The organism is Amycolatopsis rubida (genome assembly GCF_900115345.1).
Lineage (GTDB): Bacteria > Actinomycetota > Actinomycetes > Mycobacteriales > Pseudonocardiaceae > Amycolatopsis > Amycolatopsis rubida.
The window spans coordinates 350,109-370,673 of the sequence record NZ_FOWC01000005.1; the positions used below are offsets into that span (position 1 = coordinate 350,109).

General features: G+C 70.2%; 22 protein-coding genes. 12 read left to right on the plus strand and 10 right to left on the minus strand.

Annotated features, from left to right (window positions below; genetic code table 11):
• Window positions 1-144 precede the first annotated feature (144 nt).
• Window positions 145-1,383 (plus strand): ornithine--oxo-acid transaminase, encoded by a 1,239-nt coding sequence (rocD, locus tag BM362_RS22090; protein WP_093574369.1) that lies wholly within the window; start codon window positions 145-147, stop codon window positions 1,381-1,383.
• Between the two features lie 33 nt (window positions 1,384-1,416).
• On the opposite strand, the gene BM362_RS22095 is transcribed toward rocD, so the two are convergent.
• The 3 genes from BM362_RS22095 to BM362_RS48305 form a co-directional block, all read right to left on the minus strand.
• On the minus strand, window positions 1,417-2,895 hold the full coding sequence (locus tag BM362_RS22095; RefSeq protein WP_093574370.1) for a hypothetical protein: 1,479 nt from the start codon (window positions 2,893-2,895) through the stop codon (window positions 1,417-1,419).
• A gap of 63 nt (window positions 2,896-2,958) precedes the next feature.
• The gene (locus BM362_RS22100) at window positions 2,959-3,309 is read right to left on the minus strand and encodes a hypothetical protein (RefSeq protein ID WP_093574371.1); all 351 of its coding nucleotides are present in this window, start codon (window positions 3,307-3,309) and stop codon (window positions 2,959-2,961) included.
• Window positions 3,310-3,730: 421 nt separating this feature from the next.
• Window positions 3,731-4,363: a serine hydrolase domain-containing protein gene (locus tag BM362_RS48305; protein WP_244287231.1), complete on the minus strand. Its 633-nt coding sequence runs from the start codon at window positions 4,361-4,363 to the stop codon at window positions 3,731-3,733.
• A 112-nt stretch (window positions 4,364-4,475) separates the two neighbouring features.
• Between BM362_RS48305 and BM362_RS22110 the strand changes: the two genes are divergently transcribed.
• Complete coding sequence (locus BM362_RS22110; protein WP_244287232.1) at window positions 4,476-5,057, plus strand: phosphatase PAP2 family protein; 582 nt, start codon at window positions 4,476-4,478, stop codon at window positions 5,055-5,057.
• Here the strand turns inward: BM362_RS22110 and zapE are convergent.
• Window positions 4,999-6,042, minus strand: a complete 1,044-nt coding sequence (zapE, locus tag BM362_RS22115; protein ID WP_093574373.1) for a cell division protein ZapE — start codon at window positions 6,040-6,042, stop codon at window positions 4,999-5,001. The two genes, BM362_RS22110 and zapE, sit on opposite strands and share 59 nt — an antisense overlap.
• Window positions 6,043-7,092: 1,050 nt before the next feature.
• Between zapE and BM362_RS22120 the strand changes: the two genes are divergently transcribed.
• From BM362_RS22120 to BM362_RS22150, 7 genes are all read left to right on the plus strand, one after another.
• Entirely contained in the window at window positions 7,093-7,548 is a 456-nt protein-coding gene (locus tag BM362_RS22120) for an Asp23/Gls24 family envelope stress response protein (protein ID WP_208865289.1), read from the plus strand.
• A 204-nt stretch (window positions 7,549-7,752) separates the two neighbouring features.
• Window positions 7,753-7,929, plus strand: coding sequence for a hypothetical protein (locus BM362_RS22125; RefSeq protein WP_009075692.1), 177 nt, complete (start codon window positions 7,753-7,755; stop codon window positions 7,927-7,929).
• Window positions 7,926-8,312: an Asp23/Gls24 family envelope stress response protein gene (locus BM362_RS22130; protein WP_093574374.1), complete on the plus strand. Its 387-nt coding sequence runs from the start codon at window positions 7,926-7,928 to the stop codon at window positions 8,310-8,312. The genes BM362_RS22125 and BM362_RS22130 overlap by 4 nt, the downstream gene beginning before the upstream one ends.
• Window positions 8,312-8,845 (plus strand): DUF6286 domain-containing protein, encoded by a 534-nt coding sequence (locus BM362_RS22135; RefSeq protein WP_067580156.1) that lies wholly within the window; start codon window positions 8,312-8,314, stop codon window positions 8,843-8,845. The genes BM362_RS22130 and BM362_RS22135 overlap by 1 nt, the downstream gene beginning before the upstream one ends.
• Entirely contained in the window at window positions 8,845-9,444 is a 600-nt protein-coding gene (locus tag BM362_RS22140; RefSeq protein WP_067579361.1) for an Asp23/Gls24 family envelope stress response protein, read from the plus strand. Before BM362_RS22135 ends, BM362_RS22140 begins: the two co-directional genes overlap by 1 nt.
• 26 nt (window positions 9,445-9,470) lie before the next feature.
• Window positions 9,471-10,544, plus strand: a complete 1,074-nt coding sequence (locus BM362_RS22145) for an ATP-dependent DNA ligase (protein WP_067579362.1) — start codon at window positions 9,471-9,473, stop codon at window positions 10,542-10,544.
• Window positions 10,545-10,706: 162 nt separating this feature from the next.
• A complete protein-coding gene (locus BM362_RS22150) occupies window positions 10,707-12,206 on the plus strand; it encodes an alpha/beta hydrolase (RefSeq protein ID WP_167545395.1) in 1,500 nt (499 codons plus the stop codon).
• Between the two features lie 353 nt (window positions 12,207-12,559).
• Here the strand turns inward: BM362_RS22150 and BM362_RS22155 are convergent, their stop codons facing one another.
• Window positions 12,560-13,147, minus strand: coding sequence for a TetR/AcrR family transcriptional regulator (locus BM362_RS22155; protein WP_093574375.1), 588 nt, complete (start codon window positions 13,145-13,147; stop codon window positions 12,560-12,562).
• Window positions 13,148-13,221: 74 nt separating this feature from the next.
• Window positions 13,222-13,461, minus strand: a complete 240-nt coding sequence (locus BM362_RS22160) for a DUF2630 family protein (protein ID WP_067579366.1) — start codon at window positions 13,459-13,461, stop codon at window positions 13,222-13,224.
• An 87-nt stretch (window positions 13,462-13,548) separates the two neighbouring features.
• Between BM362_RS22160 and trxA the strand changes: the two genes are divergently transcribed.
• A complete protein-coding gene (trxA, locus tag BM362_RS22165; RefSeq protein WP_067579368.1) occupies window positions 13,549-13,920 on the plus strand; it encodes a thioredoxin in 372 nt (123 codons plus the stop codon).
• A gap of 75 nt (window positions 13,921-13,995) precedes the next feature.
• On the opposite strand, the gene BM362_RS22170 is transcribed toward trxA, so the two are convergent.
• Window positions 13,996-14,925: a proline dehydrogenase family protein gene (locus BM362_RS22170; RefSeq protein WP_067579370.1), complete on the minus strand. Its 930-nt coding sequence runs from the start codon at window positions 14,923-14,925 to the stop codon at window positions 13,996-13,998.
• Between the two features lie 15 nt (window positions 14,926-14,940).
• A complete protein-coding gene (gene pruA, locus BM362_RS22175; protein ID WP_067579372.1) occupies window positions 14,941-16,569 on the minus strand; it encodes an L-glutamate gamma-semialdehyde dehydrogenase in 1,629 nt (542 codons plus the stop codon).
• A gap of 117 nt (window positions 16,570-16,686) precedes the next feature.
• On the opposite strand from pruA, the gene BM362_RS22180 reads away from it, so the two are divergent.
• Together BM362_RS22180 and BM362_RS22185 are read left to right on the plus strand one after the other, a co-directional pair.
• Entirely contained in the window at window positions 16,687-18,279 is a 1,593-nt protein-coding gene (locus BM362_RS22180; protein WP_208865290.1) for a PucR family transcriptional regulator, read from the plus strand.
• 40 nt (window positions 18,280-18,319) lie between these two features.
• The gene (locus tag BM362_RS22185; protein ID WP_067579374.1) at window positions 18,320-18,976 is read left to right on the plus strand and encodes a maleylpyruvate isomerase N-terminal domain-containing protein; all 657 of its coding nucleotides are present in this window, start codon (window positions 18,320-18,322) and stop codon (window positions 18,974-18,976) included.
• Here the strand turns inward: BM362_RS22185 and BM362_RS22190 are convergent.
• Entirely contained in the window at window positions 18,973-19,968 is a 996-nt protein-coding gene (locus BM362_RS22190; RefSeq protein WP_093574376.1) for an LLM class flavin-dependent oxidoreductase, read from the minus strand. The two genes, BM362_RS22185 and BM362_RS22190, sit on opposite strands and share 4 nt — an antisense overlap.
• Before the next feature lie 176 nt (window positions 19,969-20,144).
• On the minus strand, window positions 20,145-20,537 hold the full coding sequence (locus BM362_RS22195; protein WP_067579378.1) for a DUF6221 family protein: 393 nt from the start codon (window positions 20,535-20,537) through the stop codon (window positions 20,145-20,147).
• Window positions 20,538-20,565 lie beyond the last annotated feature (28 nt).

A 20,565-nucleotide genomic window follows, 5' to 3' on the forward strand; every position in this document is an offset into this window, starting at 1 on the left:
TCTCCCCCGGTCCGGCCGGGTGTCATCCGGTCGAGCGAGCGGCGCAGCGAATCGCCGGCAAGACCCCTCGATTGCGCAACGAACGACGGGGGAAAGCAACGTTTCCCGGCTGAACTCCCCGCGAACGGCCTCTAGCCTGAACGCATGACAGCGTCCGTCCAGCCTGCCGGCACCGCGCGTCCCACCTCCTCCGACGGCTTCATCGCGCTCGACGAGCAATGGAGCACGCACAACTACCATCCGCTGCCGGTCGTGGTCGCCGAAGCCGAGGGCGCTTCGGTGACCGACGTGGCCGGCAAGTCCTATCTGGACTTCCTGGCCGGATACTCCGCGCTCAACTTCGGCCACCGCAACCCCGAGCTGATCGCCGCCGCGACCGAGCAGCTGGGCCGGGTCACGCTCACCTCCCGCGCGTTCCACCACGACCAGCTGGGCCTGTTCTGCCGCGAGCTGGCCGAGCTGACCGGCACCGAAATGGTGCTGCCGATGAACTCCGGGGCCGAAGCCGTGGAGTCCGCGGTGAAGGTCGCGCGCAAGTGGGCGTACCAGGTCAAGGGCGTTCCGGCGGGCACGGCGGAAATCGTGGTCGCGGCGTCGAACTTCCACGGCCGCACCACCACCATCGTCTCGTTCTCCGACGACGAAACCGCGCGCGCCGACTACGGCCCCTTCACGCCGGGCTTCGTCCAGGTGCCTTACGGCGACGCGGAAGCGTTGAAAGCAGCCATCACGCCGCGCACCGCCGCCGTGCTGATGGAGCCAATCCAGGGCGAGGCAGGCGTCGTCGTGCCGCCCGAAGGGTTCTTCGCCGCAGTGCGACGGCTGTGCGACGAGAACAACGTGCTGATGATCGCCGACGAAATCCAGTCCGGTCTCGCACGCACCGGCACAGTGCTGGCGCTGGAACACGAAGGCGTCCGCGCTGACCTGTACACGCTGGGCAAGGCCCTCGGCGGCGGCATCGTCCCGGTGTCCGCAGTGGTCGGCAGCCGTGCCGTTCTGGGCGTGCTGAAGCCGGGCGAACACGGTTCGACCTTCGGCGGCAACCCGTTGGCTTGCGCGGTCGGCCGCGCCGTGGTGCGGATGCTGCAGACCGGCGAGTACCAGAAGCGGTCCACCGAACTCGGCGCGCACCTGCACGAGCGGCTCGCGAAGCTGGTCGGCGACGGCGTGTCGGAGGTCCGCGGACGCGGTTTGTGGGCGGGCGTCGACATCGCGCCGGGCGGTCCGACCGGACGGGCGGCGTCCGAGGCTCTGGCCGGGTTGGGCGTGCTGTGCAAGGAAACGCACGACCGCACGCTGCGCGTCGCGCCGCCGCTGGTGATCACCGAAGCCGAACTGGACCGCGGCGTCGACGCGATCGCCCAGGTCGTACGCGGCTGACCTGCTCGGTGACCGCCGTTTTCCGGGCGGCGGTCACCGGGTGGGCAGCACCGCGACGGTCGACCCGTCCGGCGAAGCAGTCACCTCGATACCGCGGCCGTACTCGTCCTCGACGGACGTGGTCAGGCTCCACGTTCCGTCGTTCTCCCTGAGTGCGACCGAAACCTTGTCACGCGGGAAGCCGGGCATGCGCTCGTTCACCTTCGCGAGAATCGCGGGCAGCGCTTTCGGCGACAGGTTCGACACCGCGAACAGCGGCGCGCCCGGATCCGGCTGGATCGGCGAGGGCCGGTGTTCGACGAGACGTCCGCGATACCAGTCGTAGTCGTCCGAAGTGCCCGGACCTGGGCCGGGTACCTGGAACTCGACGTGGTCGGTCCGGATGATCGCCTCGTACGCTTCCTGGCGGCCGCTCAGCTTGGTCAGCAACTCGGCGACCTGCCGGAAACCGTTCTCCGTGAACGCGTCCGCAGTGAGCGCCGGCACGCCCTTCGCGTCCGCGACCAGCTGGCGGTCGCTGTCATTGGCCGACCGGACGGTCATCGTGATTCCGGCAGCCTCGCGGCGGATGCTCACGCGCGCGTCCGCCGGGTCTCCGCCGAAACTCGCGACGAGGCCGGGTATCGCGGCGAAGTTGACCTCGTTCGCGGAGAATTGCTTGTCCGGCTTGCCGGTACTGGTCGAGTCTCGTTTGACCGCGCCGCCGCGATAGCTGAGGTACGCGCCGGGAACGGTGGCGCGCACCTGGTCCGATTCCACCGTCAGGTCTTCGAAACGCTCGCTCTCCGCGGACAGTTTCGCCACGCCAGCACGCAAATCGTCCGCGGTGAACAGGTCCGGAGGGGAGAGCAGCTGGCCGAGAACGTCGTCGCGGATCGGCACCAGCAGCGCCACCGCGACGACGACCGTGCTCACCACCGTCATCGCCAGCCGCCCGACGGCATTCCCCTGCCGCGCTTCGGGTTCCGGCGTGCGCTCCTCGCCAATGACCCCGGCCTGCCACGGCCGCTCAGTCCATTCCCGCGGCGGGTCGGCGTCCACCACGACCACGCCGGGATACCGCGGACTGTGCTTGACCACGACGACCGTGCCCGGCTGATACGCCGCGGAACGCACCGGATGGATCAACTCCCGAGCCGTCGCCCGGTACGCGGTCTCGTTCGGTGGCGCGACGACCAGCTTCAATTCGGTCACGTAGGCGTCGTTGACCTGCGTTCCGGTCGTTTTCAGGCGTTCGATCTTGGCGAGCGCGCGGTCGCCGTGCCGCTGGACGAACCGCGTGCTCTGCGGGGACGCGGTCCCGTGCAGCGACCTGGCGATGCTGCCGAGGATCAGCGCCATGATGGTGAGGCTGATGCCGACCGACGCGGCCGCGACGTACCAGCCGTAATCGAGGACGAACCCGCCGACGACGCCCGCGATCGCGAGCCCGAGCGGCACCGCGTACACCAGCCGCAGGAACCGGATCAGCCGGAGCGCCGACGACCGCCGCGGTTCTGGTGAATTGAGCACAATGGGTGTTTACTGCACTCCGCGTGAAGACACCAGAGGTGACGCTCACACCGAGTTTTCCGTTCAGGCCGAGGTCACCTCGACGCCGCTCAGCGCGTTGTTGTCCTGCCGCTGCCCGTCGCCGCTGGGCACGGCCGGGATGTCGTCGGCGCTGAGGCCGGACAGGTAGAGCCCGGCCTCGGCACCGGCTGCCGCGGACTGCCGTTTGCGGCGCGCCGTTTCGATCCTCGTCACCACGACCTGGCGGGCGCCGCCCGGCAGCCGCACCACGGCGTTCGCGCCGACCTGGACGGTGCCGTCGGTGACCGTGCCGGTGACCACGATTCCGCGCGTCGGGATCTGGTAGATCCCGGAGATCCGGAAGCGGAACGGGCCAGACGGGGTTTCGGCCGGACGGCGCGAGAACAGCGACATGGGACAAGCATCCCATCACGGCGGTTACCCGGCTCTCCCCGGCTGGCCGCCGCGGCCGGCCGGTCGTGTCCGGGAGAGGACCAGGTCGCGGAGAACTGCCGCCGCGGGTACCCGAAAGCGATGCCGCCGCGCGGGTCCACGTCGGCCCCGGCGGACCCGTTGTGCCCGAACGCATTCGCGCTGAGGAACGGATACCGCAACCCCTTCGCCGGAAATCCGAGCGCGTACTGACCCGCATCCCCCGTCACCAGGTCGCGGCCGGTGGAATGAAGCATCGCGAACTCACCGAGCGTGCCGGGTTCGAGCAACGGCGGCCGTCCGTCCACACCGGACACCGCGGCCGCGTACAGCCCACGTGCGCTGCCATCCCCACCTGCGGAAACCTGCCCGAGCGACCGCACCCGCCGGGTGTTGACGAACGCTACCTGATCCAGCGGCGGCGTCGAATCGAGCCCGTAGCCGGCCGCCCAGACTGTACGGGCTCGGAACGTAGGCCCGGGGAGGCGAGTTCCTCCGCGCTCGCCTCCCCGGGCAGCACCTCGCGGTACCAGCCTGCCCGGGGCCGCCCGAGATACCGGTCCAAGCCGTACGGTTCCCTGATCCGCGTCTCGAAGTGCTCCTGCACCGACCGCCCGGTGACCCGCCGGACCGCCTCCGCGACGACGGAGAGCCCGGCGAATCCGCTGTAACCGCAAGCAGATCCCGGCCGCTGCCCAGCCAGCCGTCGCGCGATCACCCGATCGTCCGCAGCTTCTTCAGCGGACAGCCCGCCGTCTGCCCCGATCACGCCGGAACGATGGGTCAGCACGTCGCGCACGGTGATTCCGCCCTTGCCCGCGGCGGCGAACTCCGACCACTGGCGCGCGACCAGCTCGTCCAGGTCCAGCACGAGCAACGCCACCACCAGCGTGGTCGCCCCCCTGGTCGAGGAATACATGCCGGTCAGCGTCTCCTCCGTGACTTCGCCCGCCCAGAGATCAACCACCGGCCGCCCAGGCACGCGGACCGCCAGCTGCACGCCCCCGCTCGCCGTCTCGAACTCCTCGCGGACCACCTCGAAGCCATCCGCGACAGTCCCGTGGATTTCGATGTCCCCCGTTAGCCCGCCAATCAGTGTCGAAAAGGAGGACCCGCGCGCCGCCGTGAATGTGACTAGGCTTCGTCCCGTGACCGCCAGGCGGACTCTCGCCCTCTTCGCCGCGCTCTGCGCGCTCGCCACAGTCGTATTGGGACTGCTCGTCGCGCCCTACGCTCCCGGCACAGTGGACCGATGGGCCGAGAGGTCTGCCTCAACGCTGAGCCCGGGACTGCTGAACACACTCGTGCTGCCCACCGAGCCGTACGTACTCATCCCGGCCGTCGTGGTCATCGCCGGAATCTGCCTCTATCGACGCAACCGGCTGGACGCACTGCTTGCTGTGGCAGGCCCGTTCGTCGCCATCGCACTCAACAGCTGGGCGCTGAAACCCGCTTTCGACCGTTGGAAAGGGGGCACGCTCGTCTACCCGAGCGGCCACACCGTCAGCCTGGTAGCCGTGCTCGCCGTCGTAGTACTGCTGATCCGGTTCAAGGCAGTTGCTGTTGCGGTAGGCGCAGTGCTGGTCTGCTGCGCAGCCGTAGGCATGATCGGCCTCGGCTACCACTACCTGACCGATATTGCCGGCGGCGTCTGCTTCGCATCCGCAGTCGTCACCGCGATGCGGGCGGCGCTGTCACCGCGTCGCGCGCGAGAGCCGTCAACCGGCTGATAGCGCGCAGGTACTTCTTGCGGTAACCGCCGTTCAGCATCTCCTCGCCGAACAGCTCAGGCAGCGGCACGCCGGACACGACCACCGGAATCGCCCGGTCGTACAGCCGGTCCGCCAACGCGACCAGCCGAAGCCCGACCATCTGGTCCGGCACCGGCGTCACATGCTTGAGGTGCACCCGCCGCACCCCGTCGAGCAGCTTCCCGTACCGCGAGGGATGCAGCCGCTCAAGATGCGTCATCAACGCGCTGAATTCGTCCACAGTGGACCCTTCATGCGCGGCCGCCGAGGCGTCGATCTCGTCGTCGCCGACCGGCGGCGGCGCATCCGGCAGCCCGCGGTGCCGGTAGTCCGGCCCGTCGACGCGGACGACGCCGAACCGCCGCGACAACGCCTGGATCTCGCGCAGGAAGTCCTCCGCCGCGAACCGCCCCTCGCCGAGCTTGTCCGGCAAGGTGTTGGAGGTCGCCGCGACGTAGACGCCCGCGTCGGTGAGTTCCTGCAGCAACCGGCTGACCAACGTGGTGTCGCCGGGATCGTCGAGCTCGAACTCGTCGATCGCCAGCAGCCGGTGTTCCGACAGCCGCGCGACCGCGTTGGCGAATCCCAGCGCGCCGACGAGGTGCGTCAGCTCGACGAACGTCCCGTACGCCTTGGGCCCCGGAGTCTCGTGCCAAGTCGACGCGAGCAGGTGGGTCTTGCCGACGCCGAAGCCGCCGTCGAGGTAAAGCCCCATCGGCCCGTCCGGAATCGCCGCCCCGCCGCCGAAAAGCGATCGCAGACGGGACTTTTTGGCCTTCGCCGCCCCGATCCGCGAAGCGAACGCCGAACACGCCTCGACCGCGGCCGCCTGACTGGGCTCGTCCGGGTTGGGCAGGTAAGTGGAGAACCGAGCCTCGCCGAACCGCGGCGGCGGCACGAGGGACGCGATCAGCTCGTCGGCCCCAAGCTCGGGAAACCGGTCGGTCAGCGCAGCTGCGGGCATGGTCGAAGAGCCTATCCGGACGGCCCCGGCCCCTTCGGCGCGCCTCAACCAGGCCGCGAGCGACAAATCCCCCGGTCGGAGCCCCTTTCGCCCACGGCCGGGGCGGGCGAGGCGGGACGCGTGTGGTGACTGTCACCGGGCTGCCGCGCTGGTCAGACGTTCCGGTGCCGGGTCCGGCCTGCGCTGCAGCCTCGGCGGGGGTGGCTCGGTCGGACGCTGAGGCACTGGGCCGAACCGTGTGGCCGGACCGGCGCGAGCGGCGGGGCCGCCCGGCACCGCGGCACTGGACCAAGCCGTGAGACCAGACCGGCACAGGGGCCCGGACACCGCAGCAGTGGACCAAACCGCGCGACCAGACCGCTGCCGACGGCGGGGCCGCCCGGCACCACAGCACTGGACCAAGCCGCGAGACCGGACCCGGTGCGAACGGCGAAGGGGCGGGGCGCCGCACTGGACCAAACCGCGCGACCAGGCTGGTGCGAGCGGCGAGGCCGCCCAGCACCACAGCACCGGCCCGAGCTGCGGGACCAAACCGGCACCGTGGCCCGGCACCACGACACTGGACCGAGGCTCGTGACCAGACCGGCGCAAACGGCGAGGCAGCCCGGCACCGCGGCACTGGACCGAGACCCGTAACCAGACCGGCGCGAACGGCCAGGCAACCCGGCACCACGGCACTGAGCCGAGACGTGTCGCCGACTCGGCGCGAGCGGAGGGGCGACGTCCGGTGTCGCCGTGCTGGTTCGAGCTGCGTGGCTGGCGCGGCACGAGCGGCGGATCGCAGCGGGCTAGGTCGTCATCGGTGTGCGGACTGCCGCCAAGACACTGCCGCCAAGACAGCCGTCGCGCGGGCTCGAAGCCGCCGGCCGCCGGTCGAGTCCGCCGTGTCGGCGCGCGGACGGTCAGCGTGCTGCCGACTCACCCATTCGAGGGACGCCGCGTGAGTTTTCGCCCGGTCGGGAGGTCCTTCGGGCGGGCACGTCTCCGGCGCCGCGGGTCGCTCGCGGCGACACTGGACGGGCCATGTCCGCATACAGGGAGCGAGGAACCATGCCGAGCACGAACCGGCCCGATGTGCCTACTGCTGTCCCGTCTTCCGCGCTGGCGTCGGCCGACCGGACGGACACCGCGGGACGCACCACGATCTCGTCGCTGGTCGTGCAGAAGATCGCGGTGCTGTCGACGCGCGAGGTCGCCGGGGTGCACGCGCTCGGCGGCGGGGTGTCGCGGACGATCGGCGCTCTCCGGGACCGGATCCCGGGCTCGGGCACCACCTCCACCGCGGGCGTCTCGGTCGAGGTGGGCGAGAAGCAGGCCGCGATCGACCTCGACGTCGTCGTCGAGTACGGCGCGCGCATCGCGGAGGTCGCCCGCGACGTGCGGCGCAACGTCATCACCTCCATCGAGCAGATCACCGGGCTCGAGGTGATCGAGGTCAACATCGCGGTCAACGACGTCCACCAGCCCGGCGAGGAGGACGAATCCGCGTCGAGCCGGGTCGAATGACCGGGTGACCGCCCGGTGCCTCGGCCGCAGCAGTTCGAGCTCGCGCACCGTCGCCGGATGGTTCGGCTTCCGCGATGATTCCGAAGCACCACGCCAGCCGCAGCCGGACGAGCCTCGAACGAACTCGCCAAACCGAAGATCGCAGCACCTCAGACCACTGAGCACCGCAACCGCCGCAGCACGTACATCCCAGGAGGGCGCACGTTGAACGCTACGCAGACCGGGATCCTCGCCGGGCTGATTCTCGGCCTGGCCGCCACGCAGGGATTCACCGCTTTCCTGGTCACCTTCGCGGTCGGCATCATCGGGCTCGTGGTCGGCCGGGTCCTCGACGGCGAACTCGACCTCGGCGACCTGTTCGGGAAGGGCCGGGACAAGTGACCCAGGCGGTCGAGGCAGGGCCGTCCCGCAGCGACCTTCCGGAGCCCGCCGAGCGCGGTTCGCTGACCATCGCGCACGCCGTGGTGCGCAAGGTCGCGCAGCACGCCGCCGACCAGGTGCCGGGGACAATGCGCACCGAACGTCGCGTCGCGGGAGTCAGCACCGGGATGACCGGCACGTCCGCGAAGGTCAGCGGTTCGGACAACGACGTCGAGCTGTCCCTCGATCTCGCGTTGCGCTATCCGGCACCGGTGCGGGAAGTGACCGGGCAAGTGCGCGCGAAAGTCGTCGAAGAGGTCGAACGCATCACCTCCTATCACGTGCGTTCGGTCGCGGTGACGGTCACCGCGTTGTTGCCGGACGTGCCGCCGAGGGTGCGATGATGCGCATCCTCGTCCGTCTTTTGTCCACGCTGCTCGGGCTAGTTGTCGCGGCCGTCGGCGCGTTGCTGGCGCTTGAGGTCGGGTGGGCCTGGTGGCAGCCCGGCAAGGAACCGCTGCTCGTGCCATGGCCGCGGTGGAAGACCGCGATCGCCGAGCTGGACTGGACCAGCACGCCGGTGCGGATCACTGCGGGAATAGCCGTGCTCGCCGGGCTTGCGCTCCTGGTGCTGGCGCTCGGTGCGGGCGACCGCGCGGTCCGGATGACCGATCCCGCTGACGGCATCACGGTGAACACCTCGCCGCGCGCGCTCGCGCGGCTGGTCGGGCTGGCGGTGCGCGCGGAGGACAACGTGCGCGGTGCGTCGGTGACGGCCAGCTCCCGCCGGGTGCGCGTGCGCGCGACCAGCCGGCTGGAAACCGAGGAACAGCTGCGGCCACGGCTGTTGGAAACCGTCGCGGGGGTGCTGGACGACCTCCCGTTGCAACGTCGTCCGAAGGTGTCCGTGGTCGTCGACTCTCCGAAGGACCGGTGATGAGCGCTTCCGCGGCGCGTCGCGCGCAAGGCCGTTCGTACGGCGCCGAGCGCACGCTGACCTCCTTGGTCGGCGTGCTCGGTGTGCTGGCCGGTGCCGGAGCGCTGGTGGTCGGCATGGGGTGGCTCGGGCAGTTCCGCGGGCACCGGCCGGTGCTCGACCCGATCGCGGTCGGCTGGCTCGGCGACCACGCGCTGTACGCGCGGATCGGTGCGGTGGTGCTCGGGGTGCTGCTGCTCGTGTTCGGACTGTGGTGGTTTTTCCGTTCGCTGCGCCCGGAACGCCGTCCGGATCTGAAGCTCGGCGAGACGATCGGCGCGGAGCTGACCGTCACAGCCGGAGCGCTGGCCGGGGCCGTGCAAACAGACGCGGAGAGCGTTGACGGGGTTGCCCGGGCCCGCGTCCGCTCGGTGGGCACCGTGGCCGATCCGGCGCTGCGGATCACGCTCTGGCTGGCCGAGGGCGCGGAAGTCCGCCGGGTGTGGGAAGACCTCGACGCGTACGTGCTGACCCGGGCCAGGGAGTCGCTCGGCGTCGAGACCCTGCCGACCGCGGTGCGGCTCGAACTCGACATGACCGGCTCGGCGCGCGTGCGCTGATCCCGCGTTTCGCCCAGAATGCCCGCATGGCCCTCCCTGTGCAGGCACCGATCAAGCCCATGCTGGCGAAGCCGGCGAAAGCCATTCCCGATTCCGGCGGGCTGCTGTTCGAGCCGAAGTGGGACGGATTCCGCTGCCTGGTTTTCCGGGACGGCGACGACATCACCCTGCAGTCGCGCGCGGAGAAGCCGCTGAACCGGTACTTCCCGGAAGTCCTCGCCGCGCTGCGGGAATCCTTGCCGGAGCGCGTCGTGCTCGACGGCGAGCTGGTGGTGGCCCGCGACGGCAAGCTCGATTTCGACGCGCTGACCGAGCGCATCCACCCGGCGGACAGCCGTGTCCAGCTGCTCGCCGAGCAGTCGCCCGCGCAGTTCGTGGCCTTCGATGTGCTCGCGCTGGGCGACGAGTCGTTTGTGGACGAGCCGACGTCGGCGCGCCGCGAACGGCTCGAATCTCTGCCAGGCGTCGCGCTGACACCGGCGACGACCGATCCGGAGACCGCGCGGCGCTGGTTCGAGCTGTTCGAAGGAGCTGGATTGGACGGCGTGATCGGCAAGCCGCTGGACGAGCCGTATTCGCCGGGCAAGCGGGTTTTGTTCAAGTACAAGCATTCCCGCACCGCGGACTGCGTGCTGGCGGGTCTGCGCTGGCACGTGGACGGCGAACCGGGCGAGGCGGTCGGCTCGTTCCTGCTCGGCCTGTACGACGAGACCGGGCTGCTGCACCACGTCGGCGTGGTCGGTTCGTTCCCGGTCGCGCGCCGCCGCGAGCTGGCGCAGGAGCTGGCCCCGTTGATCACGGACGGCGAAGGGCATCCGTGGCTGGGCGACGCGGTCCGCGAGGGTCAGCGGATCCCGGGCGGCATCACGCGCTGGCGGTCGAAGGAACAGCCGTGGGTGCCGCTGCGGCTGGAGCGCGTAGTGGAGGTCTCGTACGAGCACACGGAGGGCGGCTATCCGTCGCGCTTCCGCCACACCGCCCAGTTCGCGCGCTGGCGGCCGGATCGGGAGCCGTCGTCGTGCGGCTACTCGCAACTGGACGAGCCTGCCCGGTACGACCTGTCGGCGGTGTTCCGGGGCGAGGTCGTGCGCACCCGCTGACCGGACACGCCGCAGGACCCGCTCACTGGCTTCCCACACCAGGCGTGCCAAGCTCGTCCGAGAGTTCCGCCGAGCAGACGTGAGGACCAGCCCGTGCACCGCCGTTCCCCCAGCCGTTTCCGTACGCGCGCCCGGCTGGCGGCGGCGACGCTGGGAGTGCTCATGCTGGCCGGGTGCACCAGCGGGCCCTCCGTGCGCCCGGCGGTGATCGACAACGACGGGCGAGCCACCACCGCGCCGCCCCCGAGCACTGCCGCGGTGCCGTTGCCGCCGCTGGCCGAGCCCAAGAAGTCCGCCCTGCGATGGGCCAACTGCGACGCGGACACCCGGCAGCGGATGGCCGCTCCGGCGCTGCCCGATTCGCTGCACGTCAGCTGCGCGCGCATGACGTCGCCGCTCGACGCCCCCGAGGACTCCCAGCATCTGCTCGCCCGCATCCTCGTGCTCAAGGCAGGCGACGGCCCGATCCCGCTCGTGGTGGTCAACGACGTCGGCGGCGAACCGGGATCGCTGTTCGCCGCGCGCCTGGCGGCCCGGCTTCCGCCGGAGTTCCTCAAGAAGTTCTCGCTGATCGGCGTGGACCGGCGCGGCACCGGGCTGTCCGGCGGAGTGCAGTGCGTGCCGCTGGAAGTGCGTTCGGGCCTGCTGGGCGCGGACCCGGCGGAGGGCGGCCTCGGCGAGGTGCTGGACGCGGCCCGCCGGGCCGGTCAGCAGTGCGCGCTCGATCTCGACACCGCACAGACCGCGCTGGACAGCTGGCGCACCGCCGGGGACCTCGACCAACTGCGCAAACAACTCGGCCTTGACCGGCTGAACGCGCTCGGCCGCGGTGACGGCTCGAAGGTGCTTTCGGAGTACGCGGTGCGCTACCCGGCGCAGGTCGGGCGCATGGTGCTGGACGGCATCCCGGATCCGGGAGCCGACCGAGCGGCTGTGCTCGACGCGGTGGCCGCTGGCGCACAGGCGACGTTCGACGCCTTCTCCGCCGACTGCGCCGCCCGCAACTGCCCGTTGGGCGATGCGAAGGTCGCGCTGAAGACGGTGACCGACCGGCTCCGTACGTCCCCTGTGGACACTGACGACGGCGTGACGATGAGCCCGGGCGTGGCGACCTACGCGGTGTACCAAGGACTCGCCGACCGTGCGAACTGGCCCGCTCTCGCCGACGCGTTGAACGCCGCGAAAAACGGCGACGTCACCGCGCTGGCGGCCTTCGCGAATCCGATCGTCGCGGACGTCCGCGGCCGCACGTCGCGCATCGGCGGCACCATCGCGACCCGCTGCAACGACTCGACCACCCGGCTGCCCGCCGATCAACTGGACCGCGCCGCGGCCGGCATGCGCGCGAAGTACCCGCAGTTCGGCGCGGCGGTCGCCCAGGAACTCGCCTGGTGCGGCGCTTGGCCGGTCCGCCGCGAGGCGCTGCCTCCCGCCGGTGCGCCAGGCGCCCCGCCCATCCTGGTGGCCGCTACCGCCACCGACCCGGTGACGCCGCAGATCGGCACCACCCGGGCCGCGGACCAGATGCCCAGCGCCGTGACTGTCACGTGGCAGGGCGTCGCGCACGGCGCGGTCGGACAGTCCTCCTGCGTCACTGCCGTCGCGCAGTCCTTCCTGGTCGAGGGCAAGATCCCGGACAACGGCACTCTCTGTCCGGCTTAGGGATCGACGAGGCCGGCGAGCACGGAGCCGCTCGCGTTGTGCAGTTTCCGCAGCGCGTCTGCCGAACGGCTCCATCCCGCCGAGACCGCGCCGCCAGCCGCGCACCAGCACGCTGATCCGGCCGAGCAATCCCCGCTGAGGTCTGAGGTGGCGGAACCGGGGCTGCCCCGCCGAAGTCGTCTCGAACACTCACCCAGTATCTCGAACGCCTGTTCGAGTTCGCATCACTCGACCCAGCGGGATCCACTCACCCACACGAGAGCGGCAATCTCACCAGGAGTGCCGAAAACCCTGCCAGCGCGCCGAATTCCGCCCCTCGCGGCCAGGAACCCAGCACCGCGAGGCCGACTGTCCTAACGCGACACAGCCGGACTGGCAGCCGCCCAGGCCGCCTCGATCATCTGGAAAACCTCGTCCACCGCGGCCTCCGGATCAGCCGCCTCGCGAGCCACCGAGTAGGCATCGACCACGAACCGCGCGATCGCCCGGCACGCCGTCGGAGTCCGGCCGAGACCGGGATCGGCCGCCATCGCCGCCGCGAGCGACTCCGCGTGCCGCAGCCGCATCGACTCCTCGTACTCCCGCAGCGCGGGCGATCCGTCGATCATCCGCCAGACCGGCGCGGCGCTGTCCGCGGTGCAATGCCGCACCAGCGCCTGGATCTCGTCTCGCAACGCCGGGATCAGCGCCTCCGCCGGCACCCGCCGTTCGACCGCGCCGCACAGGTTCTCCGCGAAGTTCGAGTCCTGCTCGAAGACCAGCGCTTCCTTCGAGGCGAAATGCGAGAAGACCGTGGTCACGGCGACGTCGGCCTCGGCCGCGATGTCGCGGATGCCCACCTCGTCGTACCCGCGCTCGAGGAACAGCCGGAGCGCGGCGTCGGCGATCTTCCGGCGGGTCGCGGCCTTCTTGCGCTCGCGCCGCCCGGACGGCTCAGTCATCCGCGGATGCTATCAGCCACAAAATCTGTCCGGTTACCAAAAGCTAACAGTTAGCTTTTGCTGGCGCCGAGAGACTACTGCCGATATCCCTCGACCTCGCCCACCGGCCGGACCGAAGCCTCGTCCGGATCGTCGTCGAACTCGACCCTGGCCCGGCGCTGCCGCAGCAGGTCCCAGCACTGGTCGAGCTCCTCTTCGGCCCGGCGCAGCCGCTCCCGGTCGTCCGAGGACAGCCCGGCCCCGATGGCCCGGTCGCGCAGTTCCTTCTCCTGCGCGATCAGCTCGTCGATCCGTCCCAAGATCCCGTCAGCCACATCAACCTCCACAGAAGCGTCCGACACTCACCAGGACGCTACCCCGGCGCGGGGAATTCCCCACCCGATTCGTTCGTTGGACGGCCTATGAGCACAGTGGAACTGACCGCGGACAACTTCGACCAGACCGTAACCGACAACGAGTTCGTGCTGATCGACTTCTGGGCAAGCTGGTGCGGCCCGTGCCGCCAGTTCGCGCCGGTGTTCGAGCAGGCGTCGGAAAAGCACAGCGACATCACCTTCACGAAGGTGGACACCGAGGCCGAGCAGCAGCTCGCCGCGGCGTTCAACATCCGCTCGATCCCGACGCTCGCCGTGATCCGCGACAAGACCCTCATCTACTCCCAGCCCGGCGCCCTTCCGGAAGCCGCGCTGGAGGACCTCATCCGCCAGGCCCGCGAGGTCGACATGGACGAGGTGCGCAAGGCCGCCGCCGCGCAAGAATCCGAGCAGGCCTGAGCCGGCCATCACAGGCGCAACCCGGGGAAACGCGAAGGCCCGGCACCCACCAGGGTGCCGGGCCTTCGCAGCGGTTCAGGACCGGGTGACGAGCCCGCGCAGGAAGAACGCGAGGTTCGCCGGCCGCTCGGCCAGCCGTCGCATGAAGTAGCCGTACCACTCGTCGCCGCAGGGCACGTACACGCGCATCGTCTCGCCTTCGCCGGCGAGCCGCTTCTGCTCCTCGGGCCGGATGCCGTACAGCATCTGGTACTCGTGGTCGCCGGACGTGCGGCCGGCGTCCGCGGCGAGCTTGCCCGCGATCGCGACCATCCGCGGGTCGTGCGAGGCCACCATCGGGTAGCCCTTGCCCGCCATCAGCACACGCAGGCAGCGCACGTAGGACTTGTCCACCTCGGACTTGTCCTGGAACGCCACCGATTCCGGCTCGGCGTAGGCACCCTTGCACAGCCGCACGCGCGATCCGGGGCCGGACAGCTCGCGGCAGTCCTGCTCGGTGCGGTGCAGGTAGGCCTGCAGCACCGCGCCCACCCACGGGTACTCGGCGCGCAGCTCGCGGAGAATGCCGAGCGTCGAGTCCGTGGTGGTGTGGTCCTCCATGTCGAGCGTCACCGTCGCGCCGACCGCCTCGGCCGCCGCGCAGATCTTCCGCGCGTTTTCGAGCGCGACGCCTTCGCCGTCGCCCGGCAGGAACTGCCCGACCGCGGACAGCTTCACCGAGACGTCCGCGCCCTTGGCGAGACCCTGTTCGGACAGCGCCGTCAGCAACTCCTCGTACGCCTGCACGGTGGCGGTGGCCTGTGCGGCGTCGGTGGTGTCTTCGCCGAGGTGGTCGATGGTGATCTTCCGGCCGTCGGCGGCCAGTTCCCGTGCGGCGCGCACGGCGTCGGCGGTAGCCGAGCCGGACACGAACCGGCGCACTACGGACCGGGTGACCGGTACCGCTTCGACGAGCGCACGCATCCGCTGCGAACGAGCGGCGGCGAGCAACGGGGCACGCAGCATGGCGGTGTCTCCTTCTCAGCCCTGGTGCGGGTAGCGCACGGAGGTCGGCGGCACGAACGTCTCCTTGATCGAGCGCGGGCTCGTCCAGCGGAGCAGGTTGAAGACCGAGCCGGCCTTGTCGTTCGTGCCCGAGGCGCGCGCCCCGCCGAACGGCTGCTGGCCGACGACCGCGCCGGTCGGCTTGTCGTTGACGTAGAAGTTGCCCGCGGCGAACCGCAGCGCCTGCGAAGCCTTCGCGACAGCCGTGCGGTCGTTCGCGATGACGGCGCCGGTGAGGGCGTACGAAGCGGTCTCGTCGACCAGCTGCAGCACGGAGTCGAAGTCAGCGTCTTCGTACACATAGACCGACAGGATCGGGCCGAAGTACTCGGTGCTGAAGATCTCGTGCTTCGGGTTCGTCGACACGAGGACGGTCGGCTGCACGAAGTAGCCGACGCTGTCGTCCGCAGTGCCGCCGACGAGGATCTCGACCTCGCTGTCGTTCTTAACGCGTTCGAAGAGCGAGGCGTGCTTGTCGAAAGCCCGGCGGTCGATCACTGCGCCACCGAAGTGCGACAGGTCGGTGACATCGCCGTAGCTGAGCGCGGCGGTCTCGGACGCAAGGCCGTCCTTCACCTGCTCCCAGACACTGCGCGGCACGTACGCACGCGAAGCAGCGGAGCATTTCTGGCCCTGGTACTCGAAGGAACCACGGACGAGCGCGGTGCGAAGCACGTCGATGTCGGCCGACGGGTGCGCGAGCACGAAGTCCTTGCCGCCGGTCTCGCCGACGAGACGCGGGTAGCTGCGGTAGCCGGCGATGTTCGCGCCGACAGTGCCCCACAGGTGCTGGAAGGTCGCCGTGGAGCCGGTGAAGTGAATGCCCGCCAGGTCACGGTGCGTCAGCGCGACCTCCGAGACGGCCTTGCCGTCGCCCGGCAGCAGGTTGATCACGCCCGGCGGCATGCCGGCCTCTTCGAGCAGCCGCATGGTCAGGTGCGCGGCGAAGCTCTGCGTCGGCGACGGCTTCCACAGCACGGTGTTGCCCATCAGGGCGGGCGCGGTGGGCAGGTTGCCGGCGATGGCGGTGAAGTTGAAGGGCGTGATCGCGTACACGAAGCCCTCAAGCGGACGGTGCTCCATCCGGTTCCACACGCCCGGCGAGCTGACCGGCTGCTGGTCGAGGATGCTGCGGCCGAAGGCGACGTTGAAGCGCCAGAAGTCGGCGAGCTCGCACGCGGAGTCGATCTCGGCCTGCGTCGCGGTCTTCGACTGACCGAGCATGGTGGCCGCGTTCAGCGTCGAGCGCCACGGGCCGCTCAGCAGGTCAGCGGCGCGCAGCAGGATCGCCGCACGGTCGTCGTAGGACAGCGCGCGCCACTCCGGGGCGGCCTTCGCGGCAGCAGCGATCGCGTCGGTCGCGTCCTGCTTCGTGGCGCTCTGGATGGTGCCGAGGACGTGGCCGTGGTTGTGCGGCTGGACAACGTCGATCTTCTCGCCGCCGCCGGCGCGCTGCTCGCCGCCGACGGTGACCGTCAGGTCGACGGGACCGGCCTGACCCAGTTTCTTCAGCGCCCCCTCCAGCTCGGCGCGCTCGGCGCTGCCCGGCGCGTACGTCAGCACCGGCTCGTTCTTCGGGGCGGGGGTCTGGGTCACGGCGTCCACGGCGGCTCCCTCGTTGGCTTACTCGTCGGTTGTCCGAAAGATAACGCTGCGCGGCGGTCAGGAGTTTGTTCTAGCGGCTAGAATCGCCCATATGGTTTTGTCCGATCGGCCTATTCGGTGACGGCCGCCGAACCGTTCGCCGGCGCGTCGCTGCGGCACGTGCTCGCGACGCTCGGCGAACCGCTCGTGCGGGTGCTCGTCGCGCCGCGCGGACTGGGCGTTCCGGTGCAGGACGTCGTGATCCTCGACCCGGAGGACCCGCCCGAAACGCACCCCGGCGACCTGGTCCTGGTGATCGGCGCGCGGGGCAGGTCGGCAGCGGCCGCGATCCGGGCGGCCGGGCGCGCCGGAGCGGCCGCGGTGGCGGTGAAAGGGGAAGGCGGCACGGACGTCGCGGCGGACGCTGGCGTCGCGCTGCTCACGGTCGGCGCGGAAGCGCGGTGGGAGCAGGTCGAGGCGCTGGCGCGCGGGGTCGTCGACGCGGCCCGAGCGGGTGGCGAAGCGGAGACCGGCGAGGTACTCGGCGACCTGTTCGCGCTGGCCCAGACGGTCGCGACGCTCACCGGCGGCCTGGTCAGCATCGAGGACACCGCGAGCCGCGTCCTCGCGTATTCAAGGGCAGGCGACGAGGTCGACGAGCTCCGGCGGTTGTCGATCTTGGGCCGTGAAGGACCGGAACGATACCTCGCGATCCTCCGCGAATGGGGCGTCTACCAGCGGTTGCGGGCCGGCGAAGGAATCGTGCGCGTGGACGAACGCCCGGAGCTGGGAATCCGCCGCCGCATCGCCGCCGGGATCCACGCCGGATCGCAACCGCTCGGCACGATCTGGGTCCAGGAAGGCGCGCAGCCGCTGACCGGACAAGCCGAGGTGGCGCTGCTCGGCGCGAGCAGAACGCTTGCCCCGCAACTGATCCGCGCGCGAACCCGGCCCGATCCGCAGCTTCGGCTGCGCGAGGACTTGCTGGCCGGATTGCTGGAAGGACGCGTCGACGCCGAGTCTGTCGCAGACGACATCGGCGCCGATCCAGCTCGTCCAGCACAGGTTCTGGCGTTCACGCTCTCGCGGCAGCAGTCGAGCGCCGCTTCGGACCGGTTGCTGCGCCGGGCCGAACTGGTGCACCTGATCGCCGTGCACACCGCGGCCTATCGGCGGACCGCGCTCGTGAGCGTGCTCGGCGGCCGGGTGTACGCGTTGCTCCCGGATCTGCCGGAACACTCAGCTGCGCCAGTGTTGGCGTTGGCGAAGGAAATCGTCGGTGCGGCACGGAAACACCTCGACGCACCGGTCCGCGCCGCACTCGGCGGGATTGTGCCGAGGCTGTCGGACGCAGCGTTGTCGCGCGGCGACGCCGATCGGGTGCTGCTGGCGATGACACGCGGTCATTGGCCGTCCGACGTCGCGTCGCTGGCTGACGTCCGGGCTGACGTGTTGTTGTCGGAAGTGCTGGCCTACTTGGGGGATCAGCCCCGATTGCGCGATCCGCGGCTCGCGCAACTGCGCGCCCACGACGCCGATCACGGCGATATTCTGATCCCCGCGGTGCTGGCGTACCTGAACGCTTTCGGCGACGTCCGCACGGCCGCGCGCTCGCTGAACATCCACCCGAACACCGTGCGCTACCGGGTGCGGCGCGCGTCCGAGGTGTCTGGCATCGACCTGACCGATCCAGCTCAGCGGCTGCTCACTGAACTGTTGCTGCGGCTCTAAATCGGATGCCGCGGAGGTTCGTGATCGCTAAGGTGCCGTCGTGGACCTCTTCTTCCGCTCCTGGAACGCACTTCAGAACGCTGTCAAATCGCTTGACGGCGGGCAGTGGCTCGCCCCGTCGGGATGCACCGGCTGGCTGGTGCAGGACCTGGTGTTCCACCTGGTCGTCGACGCGCAGGACATCCTGATCACGCTCGCGACCCCCGCCGAATCCGAGCCGACGCACACCGCCGCGGAATACTGGGAACTCGGCACCGAGCTGCCGACCGGCATGGACGAAGAAGGCCTGTTCACCCGCCGCGCGGCGGTCAGCTACGGCTCCACCGCCTGGCTGGCGCACCACTTCGACGACCTGGCCCAGGCGGCCGGACGTGCCGCCGCGCTCGCGGACCCGGCGTCGAAGGTCGAAACCCGCGACTACGTGCTGACGGTCGCGGACTATTTCGAGACCTACGTCGTGGAAGCCACGTTGCACCACCTGGACCTCGTCAGGCATCTGTCCGGAGTGGACGGTCCAGACGCCGGCTGCCTGGCAGCGGCCCGGCGAACAGTGGAAACCGCTCTGGGCACGCCACTTCCGTCGTCGCTGGACGACCAGAGCGCACTCCTGGTAGCGACCGGCCGACGTGCCGCGACTGACGAGGAGAAGGCGGCACTGGGGTCGCTGGCCGAAAAGCTGCCGATCGTCCTCGGCTAAACCGAAAGCCGTTCCGCCGCGGTCAACTCGGCAAGCGCGGCAAAAGATTCGACGCGCGCGGCCGGGTCGTAGGTGCTGGTGCTGACGAGCAGCTCGTCCGCTCCAGTCGAGTCGACCAGGTCCGCGAGACGTGCGCCGACCTCGTCCGGAGTACCGCTGATCTGCCCGGCCAACGCGTCGTCGAGACGACGGCGTTCGCGGTCGGTCATCGGCAGTGCCAAGATCTCGTCCACAGGCGAAAGCGGCGGGAACACCCCGTGGCTGCGCGAGTACACAGTGGACCAAGCCTCGGGCACCAGCAGCCGCCGAGCCTCCTCCGCGGTGTCCGCCACCGCGACCGCTGTCGACACGACGACACAGGGATCGTCCACATCGGACCGGAAGGTTTCGCGATACCGCGAAATCGCCTCCACCATCGCACGCTGCCCGTGCGCGGGAGCGATCACCAGCGGCAACCCCAGCCCAGCGGCGAGATCCGCGCCAGCGCCAGTCGCGAGCAGAAACACCGGCACCGACAGACCTTCGGCCGGGATCGCGTGTACCCCGTCGTGCTCGCCCCGGAAGAACGCGAGAAGCTCGCGAACCTGCCCGTCGAAGCCGTCGGCCGCGTCCTTGCCCTGCCCGAGCGCGCGCCGGACCGGCTCGATGAACCCGACCGAACGCCCGATCCCGAGATCGATCCGCCCCGGGAACAAGGACTCCAGAATCCCGAACTGCTCGGCGACCACGAGCGGCCGGTGATTGGGCAGCATCACGCCGCCGGACCCGACCCGGATGCGCGAAGTCGCGGAGGCAACGGCTGACGCGAGCACTGCTGGCGCGGACCCGGCGACCCCAGGTACGCCGTGGTGTTCGGAGACCCAGAACCGGTGGTAGCCGAGCGCTTCGATGGCACGCGCGAACGCGACAGTGTCCCGGATCGCCTGCGCGGTCCCCCGCCCTCGCCGCACGGGAGACCGGTCCAGCACGGAAATCGGAACGTCCACGCTCACGCCAACGCCGCCCGCCCAGCGCGAATTCCCGCCCTTCCGACGTCCGTGAGGGCCACCCTCGTCGACTCTGATTCCCTCACGACCAGCCGAGGCCCGTGAGCGGGCCCTGCACAATCAGCTTCGGGGTGCCCCACGCAACCGTTCACAAGCAATGTCGCCGCCGGACGACGAGCCGATCAGGGCCTCCACCGCTCGCTGTAATCCGGATGATCCGCGTACGGCAACGCCAGCAACCGCAACGTCAAACACCAATTCGACCCGGCCTCGTCCGCGGGCACATGACAGGTCTCACACCAATACTCGCTGCCGTACAACGGAAACCCAGGCACCTTCTCCGACACCGTCGTCCGATGCGCGAGCATGATCCGCCGCGTCGCCTCGATCTCGTTGATCATCTGGTTGACCACGTCGAGTTCGAGGTCGCCGAGGGAGCGGACCCGCTCCTCGAGCCCGACCTTGGCCTCGCCGCGACTGAGCGGCTCGCCGGCCTTGCCCTTCTGCACCGCCTGCATGATCAGCGCCTGCCGCTGTCCGACGCGCGCGGCGAGGAACGCGATCAGGTCGTCCACGACGTCTCCCTCCTCCGGTCCCGGCTCC

Coding starts and splice junctions, on each gene's coding strand:
- rocD (WP_093574369.1), top strand. CDS start 145: ATGACAGCGTCCGTCCAGCCTGCCGGCACCGCGCGTCCCACCTCCTCC.
- BM362_RS22100 (WP_093574371.1), bottom strand. CDS start 3,309: ATGTCGCTGTTCTCGCGCCGTCCGGCCGAAACCCCGTCTGGCCCGTTC.
- zapE (WP_093574373.1), bottom strand. CDS start 6,042: ATGCCCGCAGCTGCGCTGACCGACCGGTTTCCCGAGCTTGGGGCCGAC.
- BM362_RS22120 (WP_208865289.1), top strand. CDS start 7,093: ATGCCGAGCACGAACCGGCCCGATGTGCCTACTGCTGTCCCGTCTTCC.
- BM362_RS22135 (WP_067580156.1), top strand. CDS start 8,312: ATGCGCATCCTCGTCCGTCTTTTGTCCACGCTGCTCGGGCTAGTTGTC.
- BM362_RS22140 (WP_067579361.1), top strand. CDS start 8,845: ATGAGCGCTTCCGCGGCGCGTCGCGCGCAAGGCCGTTCGTACGGCGCC.
- BM362_RS22145 (WP_067579362.1), top strand. CDS start 9,471: ATGGCCCTCCCTGTGCAGGCACCGATCAAGCCCATGCTGGCGAAGCCG.
- BM362_RS22150 (WP_167545395.1), top strand. CDS start 10,707: ATGCTGGCCGGGTGCACCAGCGGGCCCTCCGTGCGCCCGGCGGTGATC.
- BM362_RS22155 (WP_093574375.1), bottom strand. CDS start 13,147: ATGACTGAGCCGTCCGGGCGGCGCGAGCGCAAGAAGGCCGCGACCCGC.
- trxA (WP_067579368.1), top strand. CDS start 13,549: ATGAGCACAGTGGAACTGACCGCGGACAACTTCGACCAGACCGTAACC.
- BM362_RS22170 (WP_067579370.1), bottom strand. CDS start 14,925: ATGCTGCGTGCCCCGTTGCTCGCCGCCGCTCGTTCGCAGCGGATGCGT.